General features: G+C 67.4%; 19 protein-coding genes. 10 read left to right on the forward strand and 9 right to left on the reverse strand.

What is annotated here, in order from left to right; genetic code table 11:
* From GNX95_RS21970 to GNX95_RS21985, 4 genes are read left to right on the forward strand one after another with little or no spacing between them, the layout of a single operon-like run.
* On the forward strand, positions 1–435 hold the full coding sequence (locus GNX95_RS21970) for a hypothetical protein (protein WP_163509272.1): 435 nt from the start codon (positions 1–3) through the stop codon (positions 433–435).
* Between the two features lie 8 nt (positions 436–443).
* Positions 444–1,637, forward strand: coding sequence for a serine hydrolase domain-containing protein (locus GNX95_RS21975; protein WP_163509273.1), 1,194 nt, complete (start codon positions 444–446; stop codon positions 1,635–1,637).
* Positions 1,634–2,554, forward strand: a complete 921-nt coding sequence (locus GNX95_RS21980; RefSeq protein WP_163509274.1) for an SDR family oxidoreductase — start codon at positions 1,634–1,636, stop codon at positions 2,552–2,554. The genes GNX95_RS21975 and GNX95_RS21980 overlap by 4 nt, the downstream gene beginning before the upstream one ends.
* A 3-nt stretch (positions 2,555–2,557) precedes the next feature.
* The gene (locus GNX95_RS21985) at positions 2,558–3,394 is read left to right on the forward strand and encodes a MaoC/PaaZ C-terminal domain-containing protein (RefSeq protein ID WP_163509275.1); all 837 of its coding nucleotides are present in this window, start codon (positions 2,558–2,560) and stop codon (positions 3,392–3,394) included.
* Between the two features lie 321 nt (positions 3,395–3,715).
* Here GNX95_RS21985 and GNX95_RS21990 read toward each other — a convergent pair whose 3' ends face one another.
* Together GNX95_RS21990 and GNX95_RS21995 are read right to left on the reverse strand one after the other, a co-directional pair.
* Complete coding sequence (locus tag GNX95_RS21990; protein ID WP_163509276.1) at positions 3,716–4,537, reverse strand: acyl-CoA thioesterase domain-containing protein; 822 nt, start codon at positions 4,535–4,537, stop codon at positions 3,716–3,718.
* Complete coding sequence (locus GNX95_RS21995) at positions 4,530–5,165, reverse strand: TetR/AcrR family transcriptional regulator (protein WP_163509277.1); 636 nt, start codon at positions 5,163–5,165, stop codon at positions 4,530–4,532. Before GNX95_RS21995 ends, GNX95_RS21990 begins: the two co-directional genes overlap by 8 nt.
* A 140-nt stretch (positions 5,166–5,305) precedes the next feature.
* Between GNX95_RS21995 and GNX95_RS22000 the strand changes: the two genes are divergently transcribed.
* The 4 genes from GNX95_RS22000 to GNX95_RS22015 are packed head-to-tail and all read left to right on the forward strand — an operon-like array spanning position 5,306 to position 10,063.
* A complete protein-coding gene (locus GNX95_RS22000; protein ID WP_163509278.1) occupies positions 5,306–6,478 on the forward strand; it encodes an acyl-CoA dehydrogenase family protein in 1,173 nt (390 codons plus the stop codon).
* Positions 6,475–7,614, forward strand: a complete 1,140-nt coding sequence (locus GNX95_RS22005) for an acetyl-CoA acetyltransferase (protein WP_163509279.1) — start codon at positions 6,475–6,477, stop codon at positions 7,612–7,614. Before GNX95_RS22000 ends, GNX95_RS22005 begins: the two co-directional genes overlap by 4 nt.
* 5 nt (positions 7,615–7,619) lie before the next feature.
* A complete protein-coding gene (locus GNX95_RS22010) occupies positions 7,620–7,997 on the forward strand; it encodes a Zn-ribbon domain-containing OB-fold protein (RefSeq protein WP_222853809.1) in 378 nt (125 codons plus the stop codon).
* Positions 7,994–10,063 (forward strand): acetate--CoA ligase family protein, encoded by a 2,070-nt coding sequence (locus GNX95_RS22015; protein WP_163509281.1) that lies wholly within the window; start codon positions 7,994–7,996, stop codon positions 10,061–10,063. Before GNX95_RS22010 ends, GNX95_RS22015 begins: the two co-directional genes overlap by 4 nt.
* Here GNX95_RS22015 and GNX95_RS22020 read toward each other — a convergent pair.
* The 5 genes from GNX95_RS22020 to GNX95_RS22040 form a co-directional block, all read right to left on the reverse strand.
* Positions 10,037–10,555 (reverse strand): GNAT family N-acetyltransferase, encoded by a 519-nt coding sequence (locus GNX95_RS22020; RefSeq protein ID WP_163509282.1) that lies wholly within the window; start codon positions 10,553–10,555, stop codon positions 10,037–10,039. The two genes, GNX95_RS22015 and GNX95_RS22020, sit on opposite strands and share 27 nt — an antisense overlap.
* Positions 10,556–10,882: 327 nt before the next feature.
* A complete protein-coding gene (locus GNX95_RS22025) occupies positions 10,883–11,782 on the reverse strand; it encodes a phytoene/squalene synthase family protein (protein ID WP_163509283.1) in 900 nt (299 codons plus the stop codon).
* Complete coding sequence (gene nhaA / locus GNX95_RS22030; protein ID WP_163509284.1) at positions 11,779–13,659, reverse strand: Na+/H+ antiporter NhaA; 1,881 nt, start codon at positions 13,657–13,659, stop codon at positions 11,779–11,781. Before nhaA ends, GNX95_RS22025 begins: the two co-directional genes overlap by 4 nt.
* Entirely contained in the window at positions 13,653–14,264 is a 612-nt protein-coding gene (locus tag GNX95_RS22035; protein WP_163509285.1) for a TetR/AcrR family transcriptional regulator, read from the reverse strand. The genes nhaA and GNX95_RS22035 overlap by 7 nt, the downstream gene beginning before the upstream one ends.
* Positions 14,248–15,120, reverse strand: coding sequence for an oxygenase MpaB family protein (locus GNX95_RS22040; RefSeq protein ID WP_163509286.1), 873 nt, complete (start codon positions 15,118–15,120; stop codon positions 14,248–14,250). The genes GNX95_RS22035 and GNX95_RS22040 overlap by 17 nt, the downstream gene beginning before the upstream one ends.
* Positions 15,121–15,218: 98 nt before the next feature.
* Between GNX95_RS22040 and GNX95_RS22045 the strand changes: the two genes are divergently transcribed.
* Complete coding sequence (locus tag GNX95_RS22045) at positions 15,219–16,085, forward strand: SMP-30/gluconolactonase/LRE family protein (protein WP_163509287.1); 867 nt, start codon at positions 15,219–15,221, stop codon at positions 16,083–16,085.
* 53 nt (positions 16,086–16,138) lie between these two features.
* Here GNX95_RS22045 and dgoD read toward each other — a convergent pair whose 3' ends face one another.
* Entirely contained in the window at positions 16,139–17,284 is a 1,146-nt protein-coding gene (dgoD, locus tag GNX95_RS22050) for a galactonate dehydratase (protein WP_163509288.1), read from the reverse strand.
* Positions 17,281–17,946 carry a FadR/GntR family transcriptional regulator gene (locus tag GNX95_RS22055; protein WP_222853810.1) on the reverse strand — a complete coding sequence of 222 codons (666 nt, stop codon included), beginning with the start codon at positions 17,944–17,946 and terminating at the stop codon, positions 17,281–17,283. The genes dgoD and GNX95_RS22055 overlap by 4 nt, the downstream gene beginning before the upstream one ends.
* A 34-nt stretch (positions 17,947–17,980) precedes the next feature.
* On the opposite strand from GNX95_RS22055, the gene GNX95_RS22060 reads away from it, so the two are divergent.
* Positions 17,981–18,709 (forward strand): SDR family NAD(P)-dependent oxidoreductase, encoded by a 729-nt coding sequence (locus GNX95_RS22060; RefSeq protein WP_246281699.1) that lies wholly within the window; start codon positions 17,981–17,983, stop codon positions 18,707–18,709.
* The last annotated feature ends 194 nt before the right edge of the window (positions 18,710–18,903 follow it).

The raw sequence follows: 18,903 nt of genomic DNA on the forward strand, positions 1-18,903 counted from the left end.
ATGACCGTACGGTTTTTCAGCCCGGAATGGGCCGAGTTGGCGCGCGACGCTGTCGACCGCGGTCCGGACGACGCGCTGCGGGCCAGCAAGCTGGAGACATACTGGGACTGGATCGACAACGTACGCACGGATTATTCGGATTCGTGGGCGCTGGGCGTCCGCGACCTGGACGGCGAGCCGGCGTATCTGTGGCTGGTGTGGGAAGCCGGGAAGTGCGTACGAGCCGAGGTGTCGCAGACGCTGCCGGACGCGACGTACGTGCTGGCCGGCGATCTGGACGTGTGGCAGGACCTGCTGTCCGGTGAGGACACCGGGCGGATCGTGATGTATCGCCGGCTGTTGCTGGAAAAAGGCGATGTGTTGCGGTTTTTCCGCGGCATCTATTTCTTCGTCGAGTCGGTCGCGGCGATCGGCCGGATCGCGGCCGCGGTGTGAGGAGCCGAATGCACGGGACGTGTGATCCGGCCTTTGCCGAGGTGCGCGAGGAGTTCGAACGCAACTTCGCCGAGCGCGGCGAGGCCGGCGCGTCGGTGCACGTCACGGTCGAGGGCGAGACCGTCGTCGACCTGGCCGGCGGCGGCTGGGATCCGGACACGCTCGTACACGTGTGGTCCGGCAGCAAAGGCGCCACCGCGCTGTGCGCGCACCTGCTGGCCTCTCGCGGCGAGCTCGACCTGCGCGCTCCGGTCGCCGCGTACTGGCCGGAGTTTGGCCAGAACGGCAAGGAAAACATCCTCGTCGCGCAGTTGTTGAACCATCAGGCGGGATTGCCGGCGGTCCGCAAGCCGTTGCCGCCGGGCGCGTTCTACGACTGGCAGACGATGATCTCGGCGTTGGCCGCCGAGGAGCCGTTCTGGCCGCCTGGCACGCGCAACGGCTATCACGGCCTGACTTTCGGCTTCCTGGTTGGCGAAGTCGTGCGGCGAGTGAGCGGCCGTGGTCTCGGCCAGTTCTTCCGCGAGGAGGTCGCCGAGCCGCTCGGCCTGGACTTCTGGTTCGGCCTGCCAGCCGAGCTGGAGCCGCGTGTGTCGCCGACGATTCCGGCTGATCCGACCGCGCCGGGCGCCCTGGTGCCGACCATGTACGCGACGATTTTCGCCGACCAGACCTCGATCCCGGCGCTCATGATGATGAACAGCGGCGGCTACATGTTGCCGGGCGAGTCGGACTCGAGGTCGGCGCATGCGGCCGTCATGGGTGCGGTCGGCGGCATCACCAACGCGCGTGGCCTGGCCGGCCTCTATCGGCCGCTGGCGCTGGACGGGTCGTACGGTGGCGTGCGGCTGGTCGAACAGAGCCAGCTTGCCGTCATGTCGGCGGTCAGCTCGGCGACCTCGGTGGACGCCTCGATCCTCGTACCGACGCGGTTTTCACTCGGTTTCGTGAAATGCGTGGACAACCGGCATCTTCCGGAAAACGACCGGGAGGGCATCCTGCTGTCCGAGGAGGCTTTTGGGCACAGCGGTTTCGGCGGATCGCTCGGTTTCGCCGATCCGCGTGCGCGGATGTCGTTTGGTTACGCGATGAACCGGCAGGGCATCGGTCTGGGTGTCAACGAGCGCGGACAGTCCCTGGTGGACGCGACCTACCGTGCGCTTGGATATCGGCGAGTTCCGGGAGGGATCTGGTACGCATGACCGGTCTGGTCGAGGACAAGGTCGTCGTCATCACCGGCGCCGCGCGCGGCATCGGGCGTGGCCACGCGCTGGAGTTTGCCAGGCAGGGCGCCAAAGTCGTGGTCAACGACCTTGGCGCACAGGTGGACGGCAGCGGCTCGTCGGACGGTCCGGCCGGTGAGGTGGTCGACCAGATCCGCGCGGCCGGCGGCGAGGCGATCGCCAACGGCGAGGACGTGGCCGACTTCGACGGCGCCGGCCGGCTGATCGGGTCGGCGATCGATCACTTCGGTGGTTTGGACGTGCTGGTCAACAACGCCGGCATTCTCCGCGACCGGATGATCTTCAACATGAGCATCGAGGAATGGGACGCGGTGATCCGCGTACACCTGCGCGGCACCTTCGGTCCGCTGCGGCATGCCGCGGCTTTTTGGCGTGAGCGCTCGAAAGCCGGCAACGCGGTCGAGGCGGCCGTCATCAACACCACGTCGTCGTCCGGCATTTATGGCAATCCAGGCCAGGCAAACTATGGCGCGGCGAAGGCCGGCATCGCCAGCCTGACCGTTATCGCCGCGCGTGAGCTGGAAAGATACGGCGTCACGGTCAACGCGGTCGCGCCGGCCGCGTTGACCAGGATGACCGAAAATCTGGTCAGGTGGCAGCAGGAGAAGCCGGCCGGTTTCGACCCGACCGCGTCGGACAACATCGCGCCTTTGGTGGTGTGGCTGGCAAGCGCGCAGGCCCGCGGGATCACCGGCCGCGTCTTCAACGTACGCGGTGGGTCGATCAGCATCGCCGAGGGATGGCACGCCGGGCCGCCGGTGGACAAAGGCGCGCGGTGGGAGCCGGACGAGCTCGGCGCGGTCATCCCTGATCTGGTGGCGAAAGCACGTGCGAACGCGTTGATGAACGGGCTCGCGCCCGGCGAGGAGGTCTGAGAGGTGCCGCTCAATCTCGACATCGTCGGCGTGGAGTCCGACCCGGTCGAACGTTCCTGGACGTCCAAGGACTCGCTGATCTACGCGCTGGGGATCGGTGCTGGCACGGAGGAGTTGGCGTTCACAACGGAAAACTCCGCCGGCGTCGAGCAGCAGGTGTTTCCGACGTACGCGGTGCTGCTCGCGCAGTCGACCGGCCATCGGCTCGGCGACTTCGATCCGGCGATGCTGGTGCACGCCGAGCAGGCATTCGAGCTGCACCGCCCGCTGACGCCGGCCGGCGCGCTGCGTACGACCGCGACAGTCACCGGCGTCTTTGACAAAGGCGCGGCGGCTTTGGTTGTCATTGAAGCCAAAGCGGTGGACCCGACGACCGGTGAGCCGGTGGTGACCACACGGTCGTCGCTCTACATTCGCGGTGAGGGTGGATTTGGCGGCGACCGCGGGCCGAAGGACCAGTGGACGCTGCCAGACCGCGCGCCGGACCACAAGCTCACGTACGCGACGCGACCGGAGCAGGCGCTGATCTATCGGCTCTCCGGTGACCGCAACCCGCTACACTCCGATCCGACTTTTGCCGCGCGCGCCGGCTTCGACCGGCCGATCCTGCATGGCCTCTGCACATACGGCATCACCGGCCGGGCCTTGCTGCACGGGATCGCCGGCTCGGACCCGGCGCGTTTCGTGCGGATGTCCGGCCGGTTCACCGCGCCGGTTTTTCCAGGCGAGTCACTGACAATCTCGGTGTGGCGCGGCGACGGCATCGACTTTCTGTTCCGTACGACCAAAGACGACGGCACCGTCGTCATCGACCGCGGCGTCGCCGGGATCGCGGAGTAGCAGCGGGCGCCGGGTCGCACACAGCAGGATGCATCGAGCGTGTTACCGATGTGACTACTGCGGCTGACGACTCGGTTGAGGCGCCCCACAGGTGTAATACTTGTCCAACAAGACATCAAACGAGGCCATACAACCATCGCAAAGTCGCGCCGACCGCCACACCCCGCCGCCACGACGAGCTCCCAGCACATGGACCACCCCACAAACAAACCGCACCGCGGCACCCAGCCCTCCACGGAATTGGGGGACCCTCTCAGCAGGTATCAAACAGTCGACGTAAGCATTTAGCGATAGCCCTCTGCGCCAGACGCACGCAAACAATCAGGCCTTGCCGAGCGACGCGGTCGGGTTCGCGACGGCGGCGATGTTGCAGAAGCCGATCGGTCCGGCGGTGTCGTGCATGACGCAGGATCCGACCGCGATGCCGTCCTCGCCGGCGTAACCATTGGCTTCCAGGCCAATTTCCTCGCCGCATGGCAGGCGCCGCAGGTAAAGCGTGTAGTCGGCGTTGATGAACTCCAGGCCGTTGCTGCCGCCGACGGCCAGCGGGCTGGCGAAGTCGGCGGCCAGGCCGAGGCGTACGAACGGCGACAGCGACTCGCCGGCGACCAGTTCGTGCGTGTCACGCAGCCAGGCGCGCCGGCAGTTTTCGCCGCGCCAGTTGGTGGTGACTTTTCCATCGGGGTCGAACATCCACAGGTCCCACGGCACCGACCACTGTCCGGGACGGTCCGTCGACGGCGCCGGGCCGAGCGTGGCCGGCTCCGGAATGTCCCAGGCCGGGGTTGCCGGGATCTCGCCGGTGGGATGCTCAGTGCGCTTCAGTTGTACGGAGCTGGCGCGCGCGATCGGTCCGTCCGGTCCGAGAACGACCGCGTCGGCGACCCGGATGCGGCGGCCGTCGCGTACGCGCGTGGTCTGCACTCGCAGCGGGACGAGCTTGCTGTTCTTGAAAAGATCGACGGTCAGCCGGCTGAAGTGAAAGCCTGGCGCGGCCTGTTCGCGTTCCAGAGCGCGCGCCAGCAGGCCGCCGAGCAGCCGGCCGTGCAACATGTCCGGCGACCAGGCGCTGCGCGCGTGCGGAGCCGGCATCAACTCTTGGCCGGAGAGCTCGAAAAAAGCCGGTAGGTCGCGGTCAGCCATCGTCGTCCTCGTCGTCGCGCAACGGATCCAGCCGGCGGATCAGCCGTACGGTCGCCTCGATCACCCGGTTGGCCTCGCGTTTGTTGGCGCAGGTCGCGATTTCCCTGCTGGCCTCGCCGATGATGCTGGTCAGGATCGACACCGTCATCCGCTCGACCGGATCGGCGCCGGCTTCCAACAGTACGGCGTTTTGGCGTATCCACTCGCGATTGCTGGCCCGCCGCACCAAGGTGAATCCCGGCGGTCCGTCGCCGTCCATGAACAACCGGATCAGATCGCGGCGCAACCACGCGCCTTCCATGAAAGCGCGCGCGCCGACGATGAAGAGCGCGAGGCGGTCCTCTTCTCCGTCGGCACGTGCCTTCGCGACCGCGGTGATCGCGCGCTGCTCCTGACTGGCCTCGTGGTCCTCCCACAGCGCCAGGAAAAGCTCGGTCTTGCCACCGAAATGATGATAGAGACTGCCGACGCTGGAGCTGGCCCGCTCGACCACCTCGGCGACGCTCGCCTCGGCAAACCCGCGCTGCACGAACACGGCGCTGGCCGCCTCCAGCAGGACGCGGCGGGTCTGCGCCGTACGGCTCCACTGCCAGGCGTTGGACGCCTTTCCGGTCGGCTTGCGCGGCATCCCCCGATTCTAGAGCAACGTTCTAGGATCCGGGAGTGAGACTTCCCACCCGTGCCCGTCCCGGCCCTTGACAGGCCACCGCGCCGGCGGCACGCTCATAACCATTACTAGAGGCGCGTTCTAGAAATAGGAGCCCGGCGATGGTCGACTTCTCGTTGAGCGACACCGAGCGGCAGATCCGCGACACGGTGCGCTCGTTCATCACCAAAGAGGTCATGCCGCTGGAGCCGGAGGTGCTGCGCAACGAACGCGCCGGCCGGCCGGCGCTGGAGCCAGGCGTCATCCGCGAGCTGCAACTGAAGGCGCGCAAGTCGGGTTTCTGGGGGATCAACACGCCGGAGGAGTACGGCGGCATGGCGCTCGGTCCGGTGATGTCGGTGATCATCGCGATCGAGACCGGTCGCACCTTCGTGCCGTTCGGTTTCGGCGGCACGGCCGACAACATCCTCTACGCCGGCACCGAGGAGCAGAAAAAGCGTTATCTCATCCCGACGATCGAGGGTGAGCGGCGCTCGTGTTTCGCGATCACCGAGCCTGGCGCCGGATCGGACGCGCGCGCCATCCGTACGCGTGCGGTGAAAGACGGCAGCGACTGGATCATCAACGGCGAGAAGACGTTTATCACCAACGGCAACGAGGCCGACTTCACCATGGTTTTCGCGGTCAACAACCCCGAGCTGGGGGCCGCCGGCGGGGTGACCTGCTTCCTGGTCGATCGCGACATGGGATGGAAGTCCGAACCGATCCCGACCATGGGTGAGTGGGGGCCGGCGTCGCTGATCTTCGAAGATGTACGCGTACCAGAGGAAAACGTGCTCGGCGAGGTCGGCCGCGGCTTCGAGCTGGCGATGAAGTGGATCGGCCAGGGTCGCTACATGATCCCGGCGCGCGCCATCGGCTCGGCCGAGCGGATGCTGCAGATGGCGATCGACTACGCCAAAATTCGCAAGTCCATGGGCAACTTCATCGCCGACTACCAGGCCATCCAGTGGATGATCGCCGATTCGGCGGTGGAGATCGAGTCGGCGAAATGGCTCACGTTGTTCGCGGCCTGGTCGGTCCAACAGGGTCTGGACGCCCGGCAGGCGTCGTCGATTTCCAAGCTGCAAGGCGCGACCATGGCCAACCACGTGGTCGACCGGGTGCTGCAGATCCACGGCGGCATGGGCTACACCAAGGAGCTGCCCATCGAGCGGTGGTATCGCGAGCTGCGGCTGCTGCGGATTTTCGAGGGCACGGACGAGATCCAGCGCCGTACGATCGCACGCAACCTGATCAAGGGCCACGCGCGGCTCGGTGGGATCGGGGAATGAGCCGCCGCGCCGGCATCGTCGGCGTGGCCGAGTCCGACCTCGGCAAGACGCCACACCTGACGGTGCTTTCGCAGCAGGCCACGGCAAGTGTCGCCGCACTGGCCGAAGCCGGCCTCGGTTTCGCCGATGTCGACGGCCTTTTCACGGCCGGCGGGTGGTCGTGGTCGCCGGCCATCGCGCTCGCGGAATATCTTGGGATCCAGCCGAAACACCTCGATGGAACGAACATCGGCGGCTCCTCGTTCGAGGCGCATGTCGGTCATGCGGTGGCGGCGATCGAGGCCGGTCTGATCGATGTCGCGTTGATCGCATATGGCAGCACGCAACGCACCGACCGGTCACGAAACCAGCCGCGTCCGGCGACGCTGGCCGAGCAGTATGAGCGGCCATACGGACTTCCCACGCCGGTTGGTGCGTACGCCCTCGCCGCCAACCGCTACATGTACGAGCACGGCGTCACCAGCGAGCAAATGGCGGAGGTTGCCGTCAGCGCTCGCGACTGGGCCGCGCTCAATCCAAAGGCGTACTATCGCGATCCGATCACCGTTGACGATGTCCTCGCGTCGGAGATGATCTGCGAGCCGCTGCACAAACTCGACTGCTGCCTGGTGACCGACGGCGGTGGCGCGGTCGTGCTGGCCGCCGAGGACCGCTGGCCGGACGTGGCGGCCCGGCCGGTCGTGGTGCTCGGACACGGCGAAACCACGACACACAACGGAATCGCGCAGATGCCGGACCTCACGGTGACCGGTGCGGCGCGGTCGGGTCCGGCGGCGATGACGATGGCCGGCGTGAGTCACACCGACTTCGACGTGGTGGAGATCTACGACTCTTTCACCATCACCGTGCTGCTTACCTTGGAATCGTTGGGTTTCTGCAAGCCCGGCGAGGCCGGTGACTTCGTACGCGCCGGCCGCACCGGTCCTGGTGGCGAGTTTCCGATGAACACCAACGGCGGCGGCCTGTCATACACGCACCCGGGAATGTACGGCATTTTCCTGCTGATCGAGGCGACTCGGCAGCTGCGTGGCGATTTCGCCGGTGCGCGGCAGGTCACGGATGCCGAGTTGGCGCTCGTCCATGGCACCGGCGGCGTGTTGTCGTCCACGTCCACGGTCGTGCTCGGAAGGGGATGAGTCGCGTGGAGATCGCGGTGGACACGGAAAGCAGGGAATTCTGGGACGGTGTCGCCGCCGGCGAGCTGCGAATCCAACGGTGTGAAGCCTGCGGGCACGCGGTTTTCTATCCGCGCGCGCTCTGTCCGTCGTGCCACTGCGACCGGCTGGTGTGGATTGTGGCGAGCGGCCGCGGCGAGGTTTACTCCTACACGGTGGCACATCGCGCGTTCGGTGAGTTCGCCACGGAGGCTCCTTTCACCGTGGCGCTGGTTGATCTGGACGAGGGGGTCAGGATGCTTACCCGGATCGTCGGCGGCACGGTCGCGATCGGCGACCGCGTCGAGCTGGAATTCGCGACTGCCGCGGGCAATCAGCTGCCGTGCTTCCGGCCGGTGGCATGAGCGCCGTCGGGGCGCTCTTCCATCCACGTTCGATCGCTCTGGTCGGCGCCACCGACAAGTCCGGATGGTCGCTGAACACCTACAACAACCTGCTGCTGCACCGGTTTGCCGGTCCGGTGTATTTGGTGAATCCACGTGCGGCGACTGTTCACGGCGCTGAGGCGTACGAAAGCCTGACCGCGATCGGGCTGCCGGTCGACCTCGCCTACGTCATGGTGCCGACGAAGGCTGTGCTTTCCGTGCTGACCGAAGGAGCTCGGCTTGGCATCAAGAACTATGTCATCCTCACCGCCGGTTTCGGCGAGGCCGGGCCGGGCGGTGTCGCGCTGCAGACGGCCTTGACCGAGCTGGTCGCGCGCGAGAATCTGACTGTGTTGGGGCCAAACGGCAACGGCTACATCAACGCCGCCGGTGGTGTGACGCCGTACGGCCTGCCGATCCCGACGCCGCTGCTGACCGGCCCGGTCGGCGTGGTGTTGCAGAGCGGCGCGCTCGCCAGTGCGGTGCTTTCCTTTGCTCAGGCCAGAAATATCGGCATCAGCCTGCTCACGTCGATGGGGAACGAGGCGACGGTTTCGGTCGTCGACGTGCTGGACTATCTGGTCGACGATCCGGCGACACGAGTCATCGCACTGTTCCTGGAATCCGTCCGGCGGCCGGATCGGTTCGCCGCGGTCGCACGCAAGGCCCAGGCGGCCGGAAAGCCGATCGTGGCACTGAAAATCGGGTCGAGCCAGCTCGCCTCGCAGACCGCACGTGCGCACACCGGTGCGCTCGTCGGCGACGACGATGTGACGAGTGCGGCGTTCCGGCAGCTCGGCGTGATCCGCGTACGATCGCTGGAAGATCTCATCATCACCGCCGGTCTGTTGGCCAGCTCCGGCTCGCTGCGAGGTCCGCGGATCGGTGTCGTGACGCCGTCCGGCGGTGCGTCGGAGATCATCGCCGACCGAGCCGAGGCCGAAGGTTTGCGACTTCCGTCGTACGCGCCGGAAACCGTGCGCCGGCTGACCGAGATCCTGCCGGATTTCGGCCAGGTGGCCAATCCGCTCGACATCACCGGCTACGTGGTCGTCGACCGGACATTGCTCGGTCGCGCGATGGAGGTCGTCGCCGACGACCCCGGCATCGACGTCGTCTTGCTGCTCAACGAGCTTCCGCGGGTACGTCCACCGGATCCGGCGCAGTTGCTGGAAATGTTTGGCCTTACCGCCAAGCGCATCCACAGCGCGCCGAAGCCGGTGGTGGTCGTCAGCAATGCGCTCACCGACATCACCGAGTTTGGCCGCGAGGTCGCCGCGGCGACCGGTTTCCCTTACGTGACAGGCGGCATCGAGCATGGCCTGACGGCGATCGGTGCCGCCGTACGCTGGTCGACCGCGCGACCGCCGCAGCCGAGCGTGCCATCGACACCGGTGCTGCGCGGCTCGCCGTCAGGTCTGTGGGTCGAGCGTGAAGCGGCCACATTGCTGGCCGACAACGGCATTCCGGTCGTGCCGTCGACCTATGCGTCCAATGTGGACACCGCGGTCACGGCGGCAGAGTCGTACGGCTATCCGGTCGTGCTCAAAGCGGCGGCCGAAGGTCTTGGTCACAAGAGCGATGTCGGTGGCGTGCGGCTTGGACTGTCCACTGTGGACCACGTACGCTCGGCGTACGAGGAGATTCTGGCCAGGACCAGGGCCACTGGCGTGCTCGTCCAGCCACAGCGCGTCGGTGGCGTCGAGCTGCTGGTCGGCGTCGTACGCGATGCCGCCTGGGGACTGACGATGGCCGTTGGTCTTGGCGGCATCTGGGTCGAGGTGCTGCGTGACTCGTCGTTGCGGCTGCTGCCGGTCGACCGCGCCGAGGCTTTGGCCGCGTTGAACGAATTGCGCGGTGTCGAGCTGCTGCGTGGCGCTCGCGGCACGGAGCCGGCCGACCTCGAGGCGGTCGCGGATGTTGTCGCTCGGGTGAGCGATCTCGCGGTCGGTCTCGGCGACCGGCTGGAGTCGTTGGAAATCAACCCGCTGCTGGTGCGCGGATCGACGGTCGAGGCGCTAGACGCTCTGGTCACCTGGCGATAGAGCCGCGCCGTAGATGCGCACCGGCCAGTTTTTGTAGGTGAGCGCGCGCTCGTAGCTGAGGCCGATCTTTTCGGCCACCCGCTGCGAAGGAACGTTGTCGGGATGGATGATCGCGACCAACCGGCGTACGCCCAATGCTTTCGCCGCGTGGTCGCGACAGGCGGCCGCTGCCTCCGTCGCGTAGCCGTTGCCTTGTAGGTCGGCGCGTACGTGATAGCCGACCTCGATCTCGCGCACGCCTTCCACCACCTGGACGGTCAGCCCGCAGTCGCCGATGAACTCGCCGGAGCGCAGGGTCAGGATCCACAGGCCGAAACCCTCGTCGCGATAAAGCCGTTTGCTCCAGTCGATCCAGCCCTGCGCTTCCTCGCGTGTCTTGGTGCGGGGGTAATAGCGCATCACGGCCGGGTCGGCGAAAAGCGTGGCCATGTCGTCCAGGTCGGCGTCGGTCATCTGCCGGAACGAGAGCCGGTCGGTTGGGTCTGGAGTCACCTGGTCTCCCCTCGTCGCGTGCCAACCGGTCGCGTGAATTCTACCGGCCAAGGCAAGGTCTTTTCGGAACGCCCCTTTCCGTGCACACAGGGGTCGGCTGGGTTTCGCCTGTGTGGCGGGTGCTCCTGCGCGGAGGGCGACCTCAAGGGAGAGGAGGCGGGGGCGCCATCACAGCCTCCGTAGCGCTATGCGTAATAGTTGTTTAACAAGACATCAAACCGGACATCTGCTGCGAGTCGCCAGTCACAACTGCCTTGCCTGCCTCGAAGTCGAGCACCCGCGATGCCGGATTTTCATTGACAAGAGCCAGAAAGAACGCTGACTCGCTCAGACCGGCCTGTCGCCGAGAAAAGCTCGGCCGGCGACCCGCAGCCGGGTGGCCAGCGGCACCGAGACACGCCGATCGAAAACCTGGTAGTCGGCCTTCTCCACCTCGTCGAGAATTCCACGATAGAGCACCAAAGCGGTGCCGATGCACAGCCGGCTGGAGTCGGCCAGCAGCGGAATGCCGCCGGCCGCATACGCGTAGATGTCGCGCGTACGCTCGATTTCGAAAGCCAGCAGCTCGCGGATCTGCGGCGTCACCACCCGCCGTTGCCACGCATGCCGCGTCACGCCAAACTTTTCCAGGTCTTCCAACGGAAGATAGATCCGGTCGCGGTCCAGGTCCTCGGCGATGTCGCGGATGAAGTTGGTCAGCTGGAACGCCTCGCCGAGCGCGTGCGCACGCGGATATGCCTCGTCGCTGACCGGCTCCAGAATCGGCGTCATCTGCAGGCCGATCACCGCGGCCGAGCCGTACATGTATCGCTGGAGATCGGCGTAGGTCCGGTAGGCGGTGACGGTCAGGTCCATCCGCATCGACTGCAGGAATGCCTTGATGTGGCCGACCGGAATGTCCCAGGTGCGGATGGTGTGCAGCAGCGCCCGGCAGACCGGGTCGGCGGAGCTGCCGGCGTCGAGGTCGCCGAGCACTCGCTCGCTCCACCTGTCAAACTCGGCCGCTTTGCTGGCCGGGTCGCCGTTGTCGACGATTTCGTCGGCGTGGCGGGCAAAACCGTAGAGACTGTGGACGTACGGACGTTTCGCCGCCGGCAGCAGAAGCGTCGCCAGATAATACGTGCGGCCGAAGGTCGCGTGCAGTTGGCGGCAGCGCTCGTACGACGCGCGCAGGCTCGGCTCGGTGATGCCGGCCGCGTCCAGCCAGCGCGCATGCCTCCGCTTCACCTGGTTGAGCCCGTCCGCGCACCGATGGAGGCACGCGCTCGTGCGGTTTTCACCGCTGCCGTCAGCGTCTGGATGTCGAACGCGCCATAGTGCCGGCGGCCGTTGATGAAAAACGTCGGCGTGCCGGAAACTCCGGACAGGTCGGCGGATTCCACGTCCTGTGCGACGCGGCCGGAGTGTACGTGCCGGAGCAGCTCGTCGTGGAAGCGGTCGCCGTCCAGACCGAGCTGTTCGGCGTATGCCACCAGCTCCTTCGGCCGCAGGTTTTCCTGTCGTTCCAACAACAGGTCGTGCATGTCCCAGAAGCGGCCCTGCGCGGCGGCGGCCTCGGCCGCCTCGGCGGCGAGCTCGGCCTGCGGATGTACGTCGGTCAGCGGCAGATGCCGCCAAACATACCGTAAATCGTTGTCAGCCAGCAGATCGCGGACCACCGGCTCGGCGCGTCCACAGTAGGGACACTGGAAATCGCCGTATTCGACGATGGTCACCGACGCCTGCGCCGGACCGCGGATGTGGTCGCGCTCCGGGTCGACCGGCTCGGTCAGGTCGATGATGTCCTCGGTGTCACCGTGCAAAGCGAGCGCTCGGCGCTCCGGAGAGAGCAGCCTGGTGGCGCGATAGACGATCCAGGTGATCGCCGAGCTGAGGACCGCGGCGGTCAGTACGCCGAGTTTCGCCTCGTCCAGTTGGCGTCCCTGGAAGGCCAGCGTCGCGATCAGGAACGACACGGTGAAACCGATGCCGGCGATCGTGCCGCTGCCGCCGACCGCGGCCCAGCCGACCTGCGGCCGCAGCCGGCCGCGGGTCATCCGTGAGATGACCCAGGACGTGCCGATGATGCCGATCGGTTTGCCAATGACAAAGCCGAAAATAATGCCGAGCGTGACCGGTGTCGTGTACGCGCGCGCCAGGAACCCTCCGTCGATCACGATTCCGGCATTTGCCAGGGCGAAAAGCGGCACGATGACATAGCTCGTCCACGGATGGAAGCGGTTTTGCAGGCGTGCGTTGGGGGACAGGCTCGCGGTCAGGCCGGCGACCGCCTCGCGCGCCAGCTGCGCGGTCGGTTGTTCGCGGAACAGCCGGAAAAGCCCGGTCGCGCGCTCGAGCGCGTCGCGCGCCGGCGTGTACGCCGTCGTGACCAGACCGATCGCCAGGCCGGACACCACCGGATCGACGCCACTTTCCAGCAGCGCGGCCCAGACGATCATGCCGAGCGCGGCGTAGACGAATCCTGATCGTACGTGCGCCGCGCGAATGCCAAGCAATATCGCGAAAACCGCGACCGCGACGAGCAGCGGCAACAGCTGGATGTCTTTGCTGTAGACAAAAGCGATGACAATCAGCGACACGACATCATCGACGACGAAGACGGTCAGCAGGAACACGCGAATCCGGTCCGGCACGTCTTTCCCGAGCAGGGCGAGCATTCCGAGCGCCAGCGCGGTGTCGGTGGACATCGCCACGGCCCAGCCGTGCGCCGCGTCGCCGGTGGCGTTGAAGGCGAGATAGATCAGCGACGGGACCGCCAGGCCGGCGACGCCGGCGGCGGCCGGCAGCACGAAACGGCTGCGCTCGCGCAGGTCGCCGAGGTCGAACTCGCGCCTCGCCTCCAGGCCGACGACCAGGAAGAACAGCGCCATCAGCCCGCTGTTGACGCAGCCGCGCAGGTCGAGGCCGAGGCTGGCGCCGGCCATCCGGACCGACAGCGGCAGGTGCCAGAGGCCTTCGTACGTGCTCGGCGAGACATTGGCCCAGATCAGTGCGGCGGCGATGGCGCCGACCAGGACGCCGGAGCTGCCCGCCTCGGTGCGCAGGAACGCGCGTACCGGTGCCGCGATCGCCCTCGTCCACAGCGTACGGTCGTCGGTCACCACTGGCGGAGGAGCGGCAGGAAGTAGCGGCGGGCCGTGGCGCGTACGTCGTCGTCTGTCTCCAGCGGCAGGCAGGTCTCGGGCGTGAGCACCAGCGACATCGACAGCCGCACCAGGATCTCGGCGAACTGGTCCGGGTCGACGCCGGTGTCCGGCCGGTATTCCGGCGACTGCCGGTATTGGTCGGCCATGAACTGCCGCATGATGGCGATCGCCGGACCGCCATGAATCGTCAGGAACGGCAACAAAAACTCCGGCTCGCTCTGCAGCAGGCGGCCGAGCAGCGGTTGTTTGCGCGCGTTGCGAAGGCCGACCACGAAGCCTTCCACCAGCCGGTCGGCGAGCGTCGGCTGCGACTGTACGGCGTCGTTGATCTCGGTGAAGAAGCGGCGCGACTCGCGTACCAGCACGGCTTGGATGAGCTCGTCGCGGCTGGCGAACCGGCGATAGAGCGTGGCGCGGCCGAGGCCGGCGCGGCGGGCTACGTCGTCCACGCTGGTGCGCCGCAGGCCGTGGTCGAGATATTCGGCCAGCGCCGCGTCCAGGATCCGTACGCTGACCTCGTCGACCTGCGGTTCGGGAAGCAGCGCGTCAAGCGAGGTTGCCATCGGTCCCACGATAGCGGCGTGCCGGCCAGCCTTCCCGCCGGAACGCCGCTTTGGCTCGCGGCATGAAGCGCAGCTGGCGCGGCACCAGCGGCCACGACCGGCGGATCACCGCGGCGAGCCGCTCCAACTTTCGCTGGTCGCGGCGGGTCCAGGACAGGCCGAGCGTCTCGCGGGTCGACGGCGCCAGCAGCCCGACGCCGAGCAGCCACATGGGGTTGCTGACGACCGGCGACACCAGCCGCCACAACGGTTGCGGGATCCACGGCTGCGTCATCGTCGCCGGTTTGTGCGCCATCTCGATGAAAGCCTCGACGGCCGGCGTCTTCTCCAGCACGTGTGCGTACGTGTTTTCCAGATATCGCTCGAAACCGTCGCGATCGTCCGGCGCGGGCCGGTCACTGACGCCGTAACGCGCGTAGACCACCTGCTGCTCACGAAACAGCGTCTCGCGCTCGTGCCGTGTCGTCGGATGGTCGAGCAGGTCGACCATCTTGATGACCGCCTCGCTCATCGTCGCGTGCGCCCAGTAGAAAACCTCCGGATCGAGCGCGTGATAGCGGCGGCCTCGGTTGTCTGTGCCCTTGATCTGGTGGTGCAGGTCGCGAATGCCGTGGCCGGTCTCGGCCGGCCGGGAGTCGTAGATGACGCCGGCGATCTGCGGCACCGACCGGAGAAACCGGTCCCACGGCTCGGTGTAGAAGGCCGAGTGCTGCTCGACGCCGGCGCCCAGGCCCGGCAGCGACAGCTGGACCAGGCCGACCCACGGACCGATCAGGATCATCCGCTGGTCGCCGGCGTAGCGCCAGCTCAGCGACGCCGGACCGACCAGCGAGTCGTCGAGTGTGGGTACGCTCATCGCGGCCTCCTGAGACATTGAGACGATTCTTTCATGGATGTCTCACGTGTCAAGACCGATAGGCTGTTTCCCATCTCCGACAGCGAAAGCGAGGACGCATGACCGCCGCCGAGCAAGTCACCGATCCGATCTGCGCGCACGGTGAGGGACCCGTGTGGCATCCGGGGTGGGGCGGCCTGCGCTGGGTCGACATGCTCGCCGGCGACGTGCTGACGCTCGGCGACACGGTGACCCGGCGTAACTTCGGCAAGGTCGCCGCGGTCATGCGGCCGCGTACGTCGGGCGGCGCGGTGCTCGCGGTCGAGCGCGGATTTGTGTTGCTGGACAACGGATCCGACGGCTTCGGCGCCGGCACCGAGCCGCGCTTTCTCGGCGAGCTGTGGTCGTCGCAGGACGTACGGATGAACGAGGGTGGCTGCGATCCGGACGGCCGGTTCTATTGCGGCAGCATGCCCTACGACGAGACCTCACCGGTCGGCAAGGTCTATCGGCTCGACCCGTCCGGCGAGGTCAGCGTCGTGCTGGAAGGCGTGACGATCTCCAACGGCTTCGCGTTCAGCCCGGACAACAGCGTCGCGTACTACGTGGACACGCCGACGCATCGCATCGACGCCTTCGACTATGACCCGGTGAACGGGCTGACCAACCGGCGCGTGGCGGTGGCGGTGCCGGAGGAGGCCGGCGGGCCGGACGGCCTGACCGTCGATGCGGAAGGCTACATCTGGCTGGCGCTCTTCGGCGGCTCGGCGGTGCACCGGTATGCGCCGGACGGCCGGCTGGACGGCAGGATCGAGCTGCCGACCAGCCAGATCACCGCTTGCACATTTGGCGGCGCCGACCTCGACAAGCTCTACATCACCACGTCGCAGCTGGCGCTGGAGCCCGGCTCGCAGGCGCTGGCCGGCGCGCTGTTCGTCGCCGACGTGGGTGTACGGGGCCTGCCCGCGCACCCCTTCGCCGGCTGAGGCCGCATGGCCACCATGCTTGCATCCAACGCAAGCATGGTGGCCATGCGAACTCACCACTCGGCGAAGGAGCCGTCGTTGTGGCGCCACACAGGCGTACGCCAGACGGGCGCTGAGGTGGCGGCGCGGCGTACGGCGGCCTCGTCGACCTCGATGCCGAGGCCGGGCCGCTCGGTGCGTACGGCGTGGCCGTCGACGAACCGGAAGACCGACGGGTCGACCAGATAGTCGAGCAGCTCGGCGCCGGCGTTGTAATGGATGCCCAGACTTTGTTCCTGGATAAGGAAGTTCGGCGTCGCGAAGGCGACCTGCAGGCTGGCGGCCAGCGAGATCGGACCGAGCGGGCAGTGCGGTGCGAGATGCGCGCCGAAGACCTCGGCAAGCGCGGCGATCCGGCGTACCTCCGAGATGCCGCCGGCGTGCGAGAGGTCCGGTTGTACGACCGCGATGCCGGCCTGCAGCGCCGGCAGGAAGTCGGTGCGGGAGAACAGCCGCTCGCCGGTCGCGATCGGGATCTGGCTGGCGTCGACGACCGACCGCAGTGCGCTGACGTGCTCCGGCAGCACCGGCTCCTCGACGAACAACGGATGTGTGTCGGTCAGCATCGGCAACAGCCGGCGCGCGTTGGCGGCGGTGACGCGGCCGTGGAAGTCGATCGCGAAGTCGCGCGCGTCGCCGAGCACCGACCGCGCGATCTCGGCACGCTCCACGACGGCGGCGGTGTCGGCGCGCGAGGCGATCGGTGCGAGCCGGCCGGTGGCGTTCATCTTGACCGCGGTGAAACCGGCTTCCACCTGTGCTTTCACCGACTCGGCGAGCTGTGACGGCTCGTCGCCGCCGACCCAGCCGTAGACGCGTACGCGGTCGCGGACCGGTCCGCCGAGCAGCGCGTGCACCGGCGCCTCCCGGGCCTTGCCGGCGATGTCCCACAATGCCTGGTCGAGCCCGGCGACCGCACTGGAGCGTACGGGTCCGCCGCGATAGAAGCCGGCCTTGGACAGCACCTGCCAGTGGTCCTCGATACGCAGCGGATCGGTGCCGACGATCAGCTCGGCAAGCTCGTCGACCGCCGCGCGTACGACCTCCACGCTGCCTTCCAGCGTCGGCTCACCCCAGCCGACCAGGCCGTCGTCGGTCTCGACACGGCAGAACAGCCAGCGTGGCGCGACCGGAAACGTCTCGACTCTGGTGATCTTCACTGGCGTTCGTCCTGGTTGGCGACCTGCAGCAGCGTACGCATCGCGTCCTCCGCCGCGTCGGCGTCGCCGGCTCGGATGGCCTCCACGACGGCCTGGTGCACCGGCACGGGTGACGGCGCTTCGCCGCTGTGTACGAGCCGGTCGCGCTGCGCCAGACCGGTGGCGATAACCGCTTCCAGTCGCCGCATCATGTCGTTGTGCGTGGCCGCGAACAGCGCCTGGTGATAGTCGAGGTCTGCTCGTACGGGGTCCTGGTCGTCGGCCATCGCGCTGAGCGCGTTTTCGAGTTTCTCGAGGTCTTCATCGGTGCGTCGTTGTGCTGCGAGGCGCGCCGCTGCTGGCTCGAGCGCCGCGCGCACCTCACCGAGCTCGGCCAGGAACTCGTCGGTCACCACCGGCGCCTGCCAGTGCAGCACGTCGCCGTCGAGCAGGTTCCAGTCGGCGCGTGGCCGTACGAAGGTGCCGCGTTTGGGCCGCGAGTCGACCAGGCCCTTGGCCGAGAGCACCTTCAGGGCCTCGCGAAACGCGGTCAGGCTCACGTCCAGCTCGGCCTGCAGGCCGGCGGTGTCGATGATGGTGCCAGGCGGCATGCCGCCGCCGACGATGCGGCGGGCGATGGCCTCCACCGTCTGGCCGTGCACGCCTCTGGTGGAGTACGCCACCGCCACCTCCTCGATAATTAATTATGAATATATAGTGACCGCCGTGAGCCTGTCCGAGCGGATCGTGGTGGTCACCGGTGGAGCCAACGGCATCGGCCGCGCGGTCGCCGAGGTCGCTGCTCGGGACGGCGCTCGGGTGGTGGTCGTCGACATCGATGTTTCCGCTGGTCAGTATCGGTGTGACGTGGCCGACGGCGAGGCCGTCGCCGAGGTCTTCGGCCGGATCGTGCAGGCGTACGGCCGGATCGACGTGCTGGTCAACAACGCCGGCCGCAACGCCTACTTCGACCCGGTCGAGATGACCGAGGCCGACTGGGACGAGGTCTTCGCCGTCGATCTGAAGGCCGCCTGGCTGTGCGCCAAGCACGCGCTGCCGTCGATGCTCGCGCAGGGCCGTGGGTCGATCGTCAACGTGGCGTCGCTGCACTCGCGGCTGACCGCCGCCGGCATGTTTCCGTACGCGGCGGCCAAGTCCGGCCTGGTCGGCCTGACCCGCAGCCTGGCGCTGGAGGTGGCCGGCCGCGGCGTACGCGTCAACGCCGTCAGCCCCGGTTACACGCGTACGGCCATCGTGCAGGACTATCTCGACCGGTCCGACGATCCGTCGCTGGAGCGGCGGATCCTGGACGTACATCCGCTCGGCCGGATCGCCGAGCCGGCCGAGATCGCCGAGGTCGTCTGCTTCCTCGCCTCGGACGCCGCGTCCTTCGTCACCGGCGCCGAATGGCGCGTCGACGGCGGCCTTGGCGCCCGCTTCGCCTGACGCTAGATGGCCGCATGGCCACCATGCGTGCGTTGGGCGAGCGCATGGCCACCATGCGTGCATCCCGCTTCGATCTGACAACATGCGTGTGCAGATTTGGCTCCCCCCGAACAGGCCCATGTTGTCGCGGCCGGCGGACAGTTTTGGGGTGGGTGGATTCGCCGCCGGTGTGGTGCGTGGTCGGCTACGGTCGG

Origin of the sequence: Fodinicola acaciae, assembly GCF_010993745.1 — a bacterium.
Taxonomy (GTDB): Bacteria; Actinomycetota; Actinomycetes; order Mycobacteriales; family HKI-0501; genus Fodinicola; species Fodinicola acaciae.

Coding starts and splice junctions, on each gene's coding strand:
- GNX95_RS21970 (WP_163509272.1), top strand. CDS start 1: ATGACCGTACGGTTTTTCAGCCCGGAATGGGCCGAGTTGGCGCGCGAC.
- GNX95_RS21975 (WP_163509273.1), top strand. CDS start 444: ATGCACGGGACGTGTGATCCGGCCTTTGCCGAGGTGCGCGAGGAGTTC.
- GNX95_RS21980 (WP_163509274.1), top strand. CDS start 1,634: ATGACCGGTCTGGTCGAGGACAAGGTCGTCGTCATCACCGGCGCCGCG.
- GNX95_RS21990 (WP_163509276.1), bottom strand. CDS start 4,537: ATGGCTGACCGCGACCTACCGGCTTTTTTCGAGCTCTCCGGCCAAGAG.
- GNX95_RS21995 (WP_163509277.1), bottom strand. CDS start 5,165: ATGCCGCGCAAGCCGACCGGAAAGGCGTCCAACGCCTGGCAGTGGAGC.
- GNX95_RS22000 (WP_163509278.1), top strand. CDS start 5,306: ATGGTCGACTTCTCGTTGAGCGACACCGAGCGGCAGATCCGCGACACG.
- GNX95_RS22005 (WP_163509279.1), top strand. CDS start 6,475: ATGAGCCGCCGCGCCGGCATCGTCGGCGTGGCCGAGTCCGACCTCGGC.
- GNX95_RS22015 (WP_163509281.1), top strand. CDS start 7,994: ATGAGCGCCGTCGGGGCGCTCTTCCATCCACGTTCGATCGCTCTGGTC.
- GNX95_RS22035 (WP_163509285.1), bottom strand. CDS start 14,264: ATGGCAACCTCGCTTGACGCGCTGCTTCCCGAACCGCAGGTCGACGAG.
- GNX95_RS22040 (WP_163509286.1), bottom strand. CDS start 15,120: ATGAGCGTACCCACACTCGACGACTCGCTGGTCGGTCCGGCGTCGCTG.
- GNX95_RS22045 (WP_163509287.1), top strand. CDS start 15,219: ATGACCGCCGCCGAGCAAGTCACCGATCCGATCTGCGCGCACGGTGAG.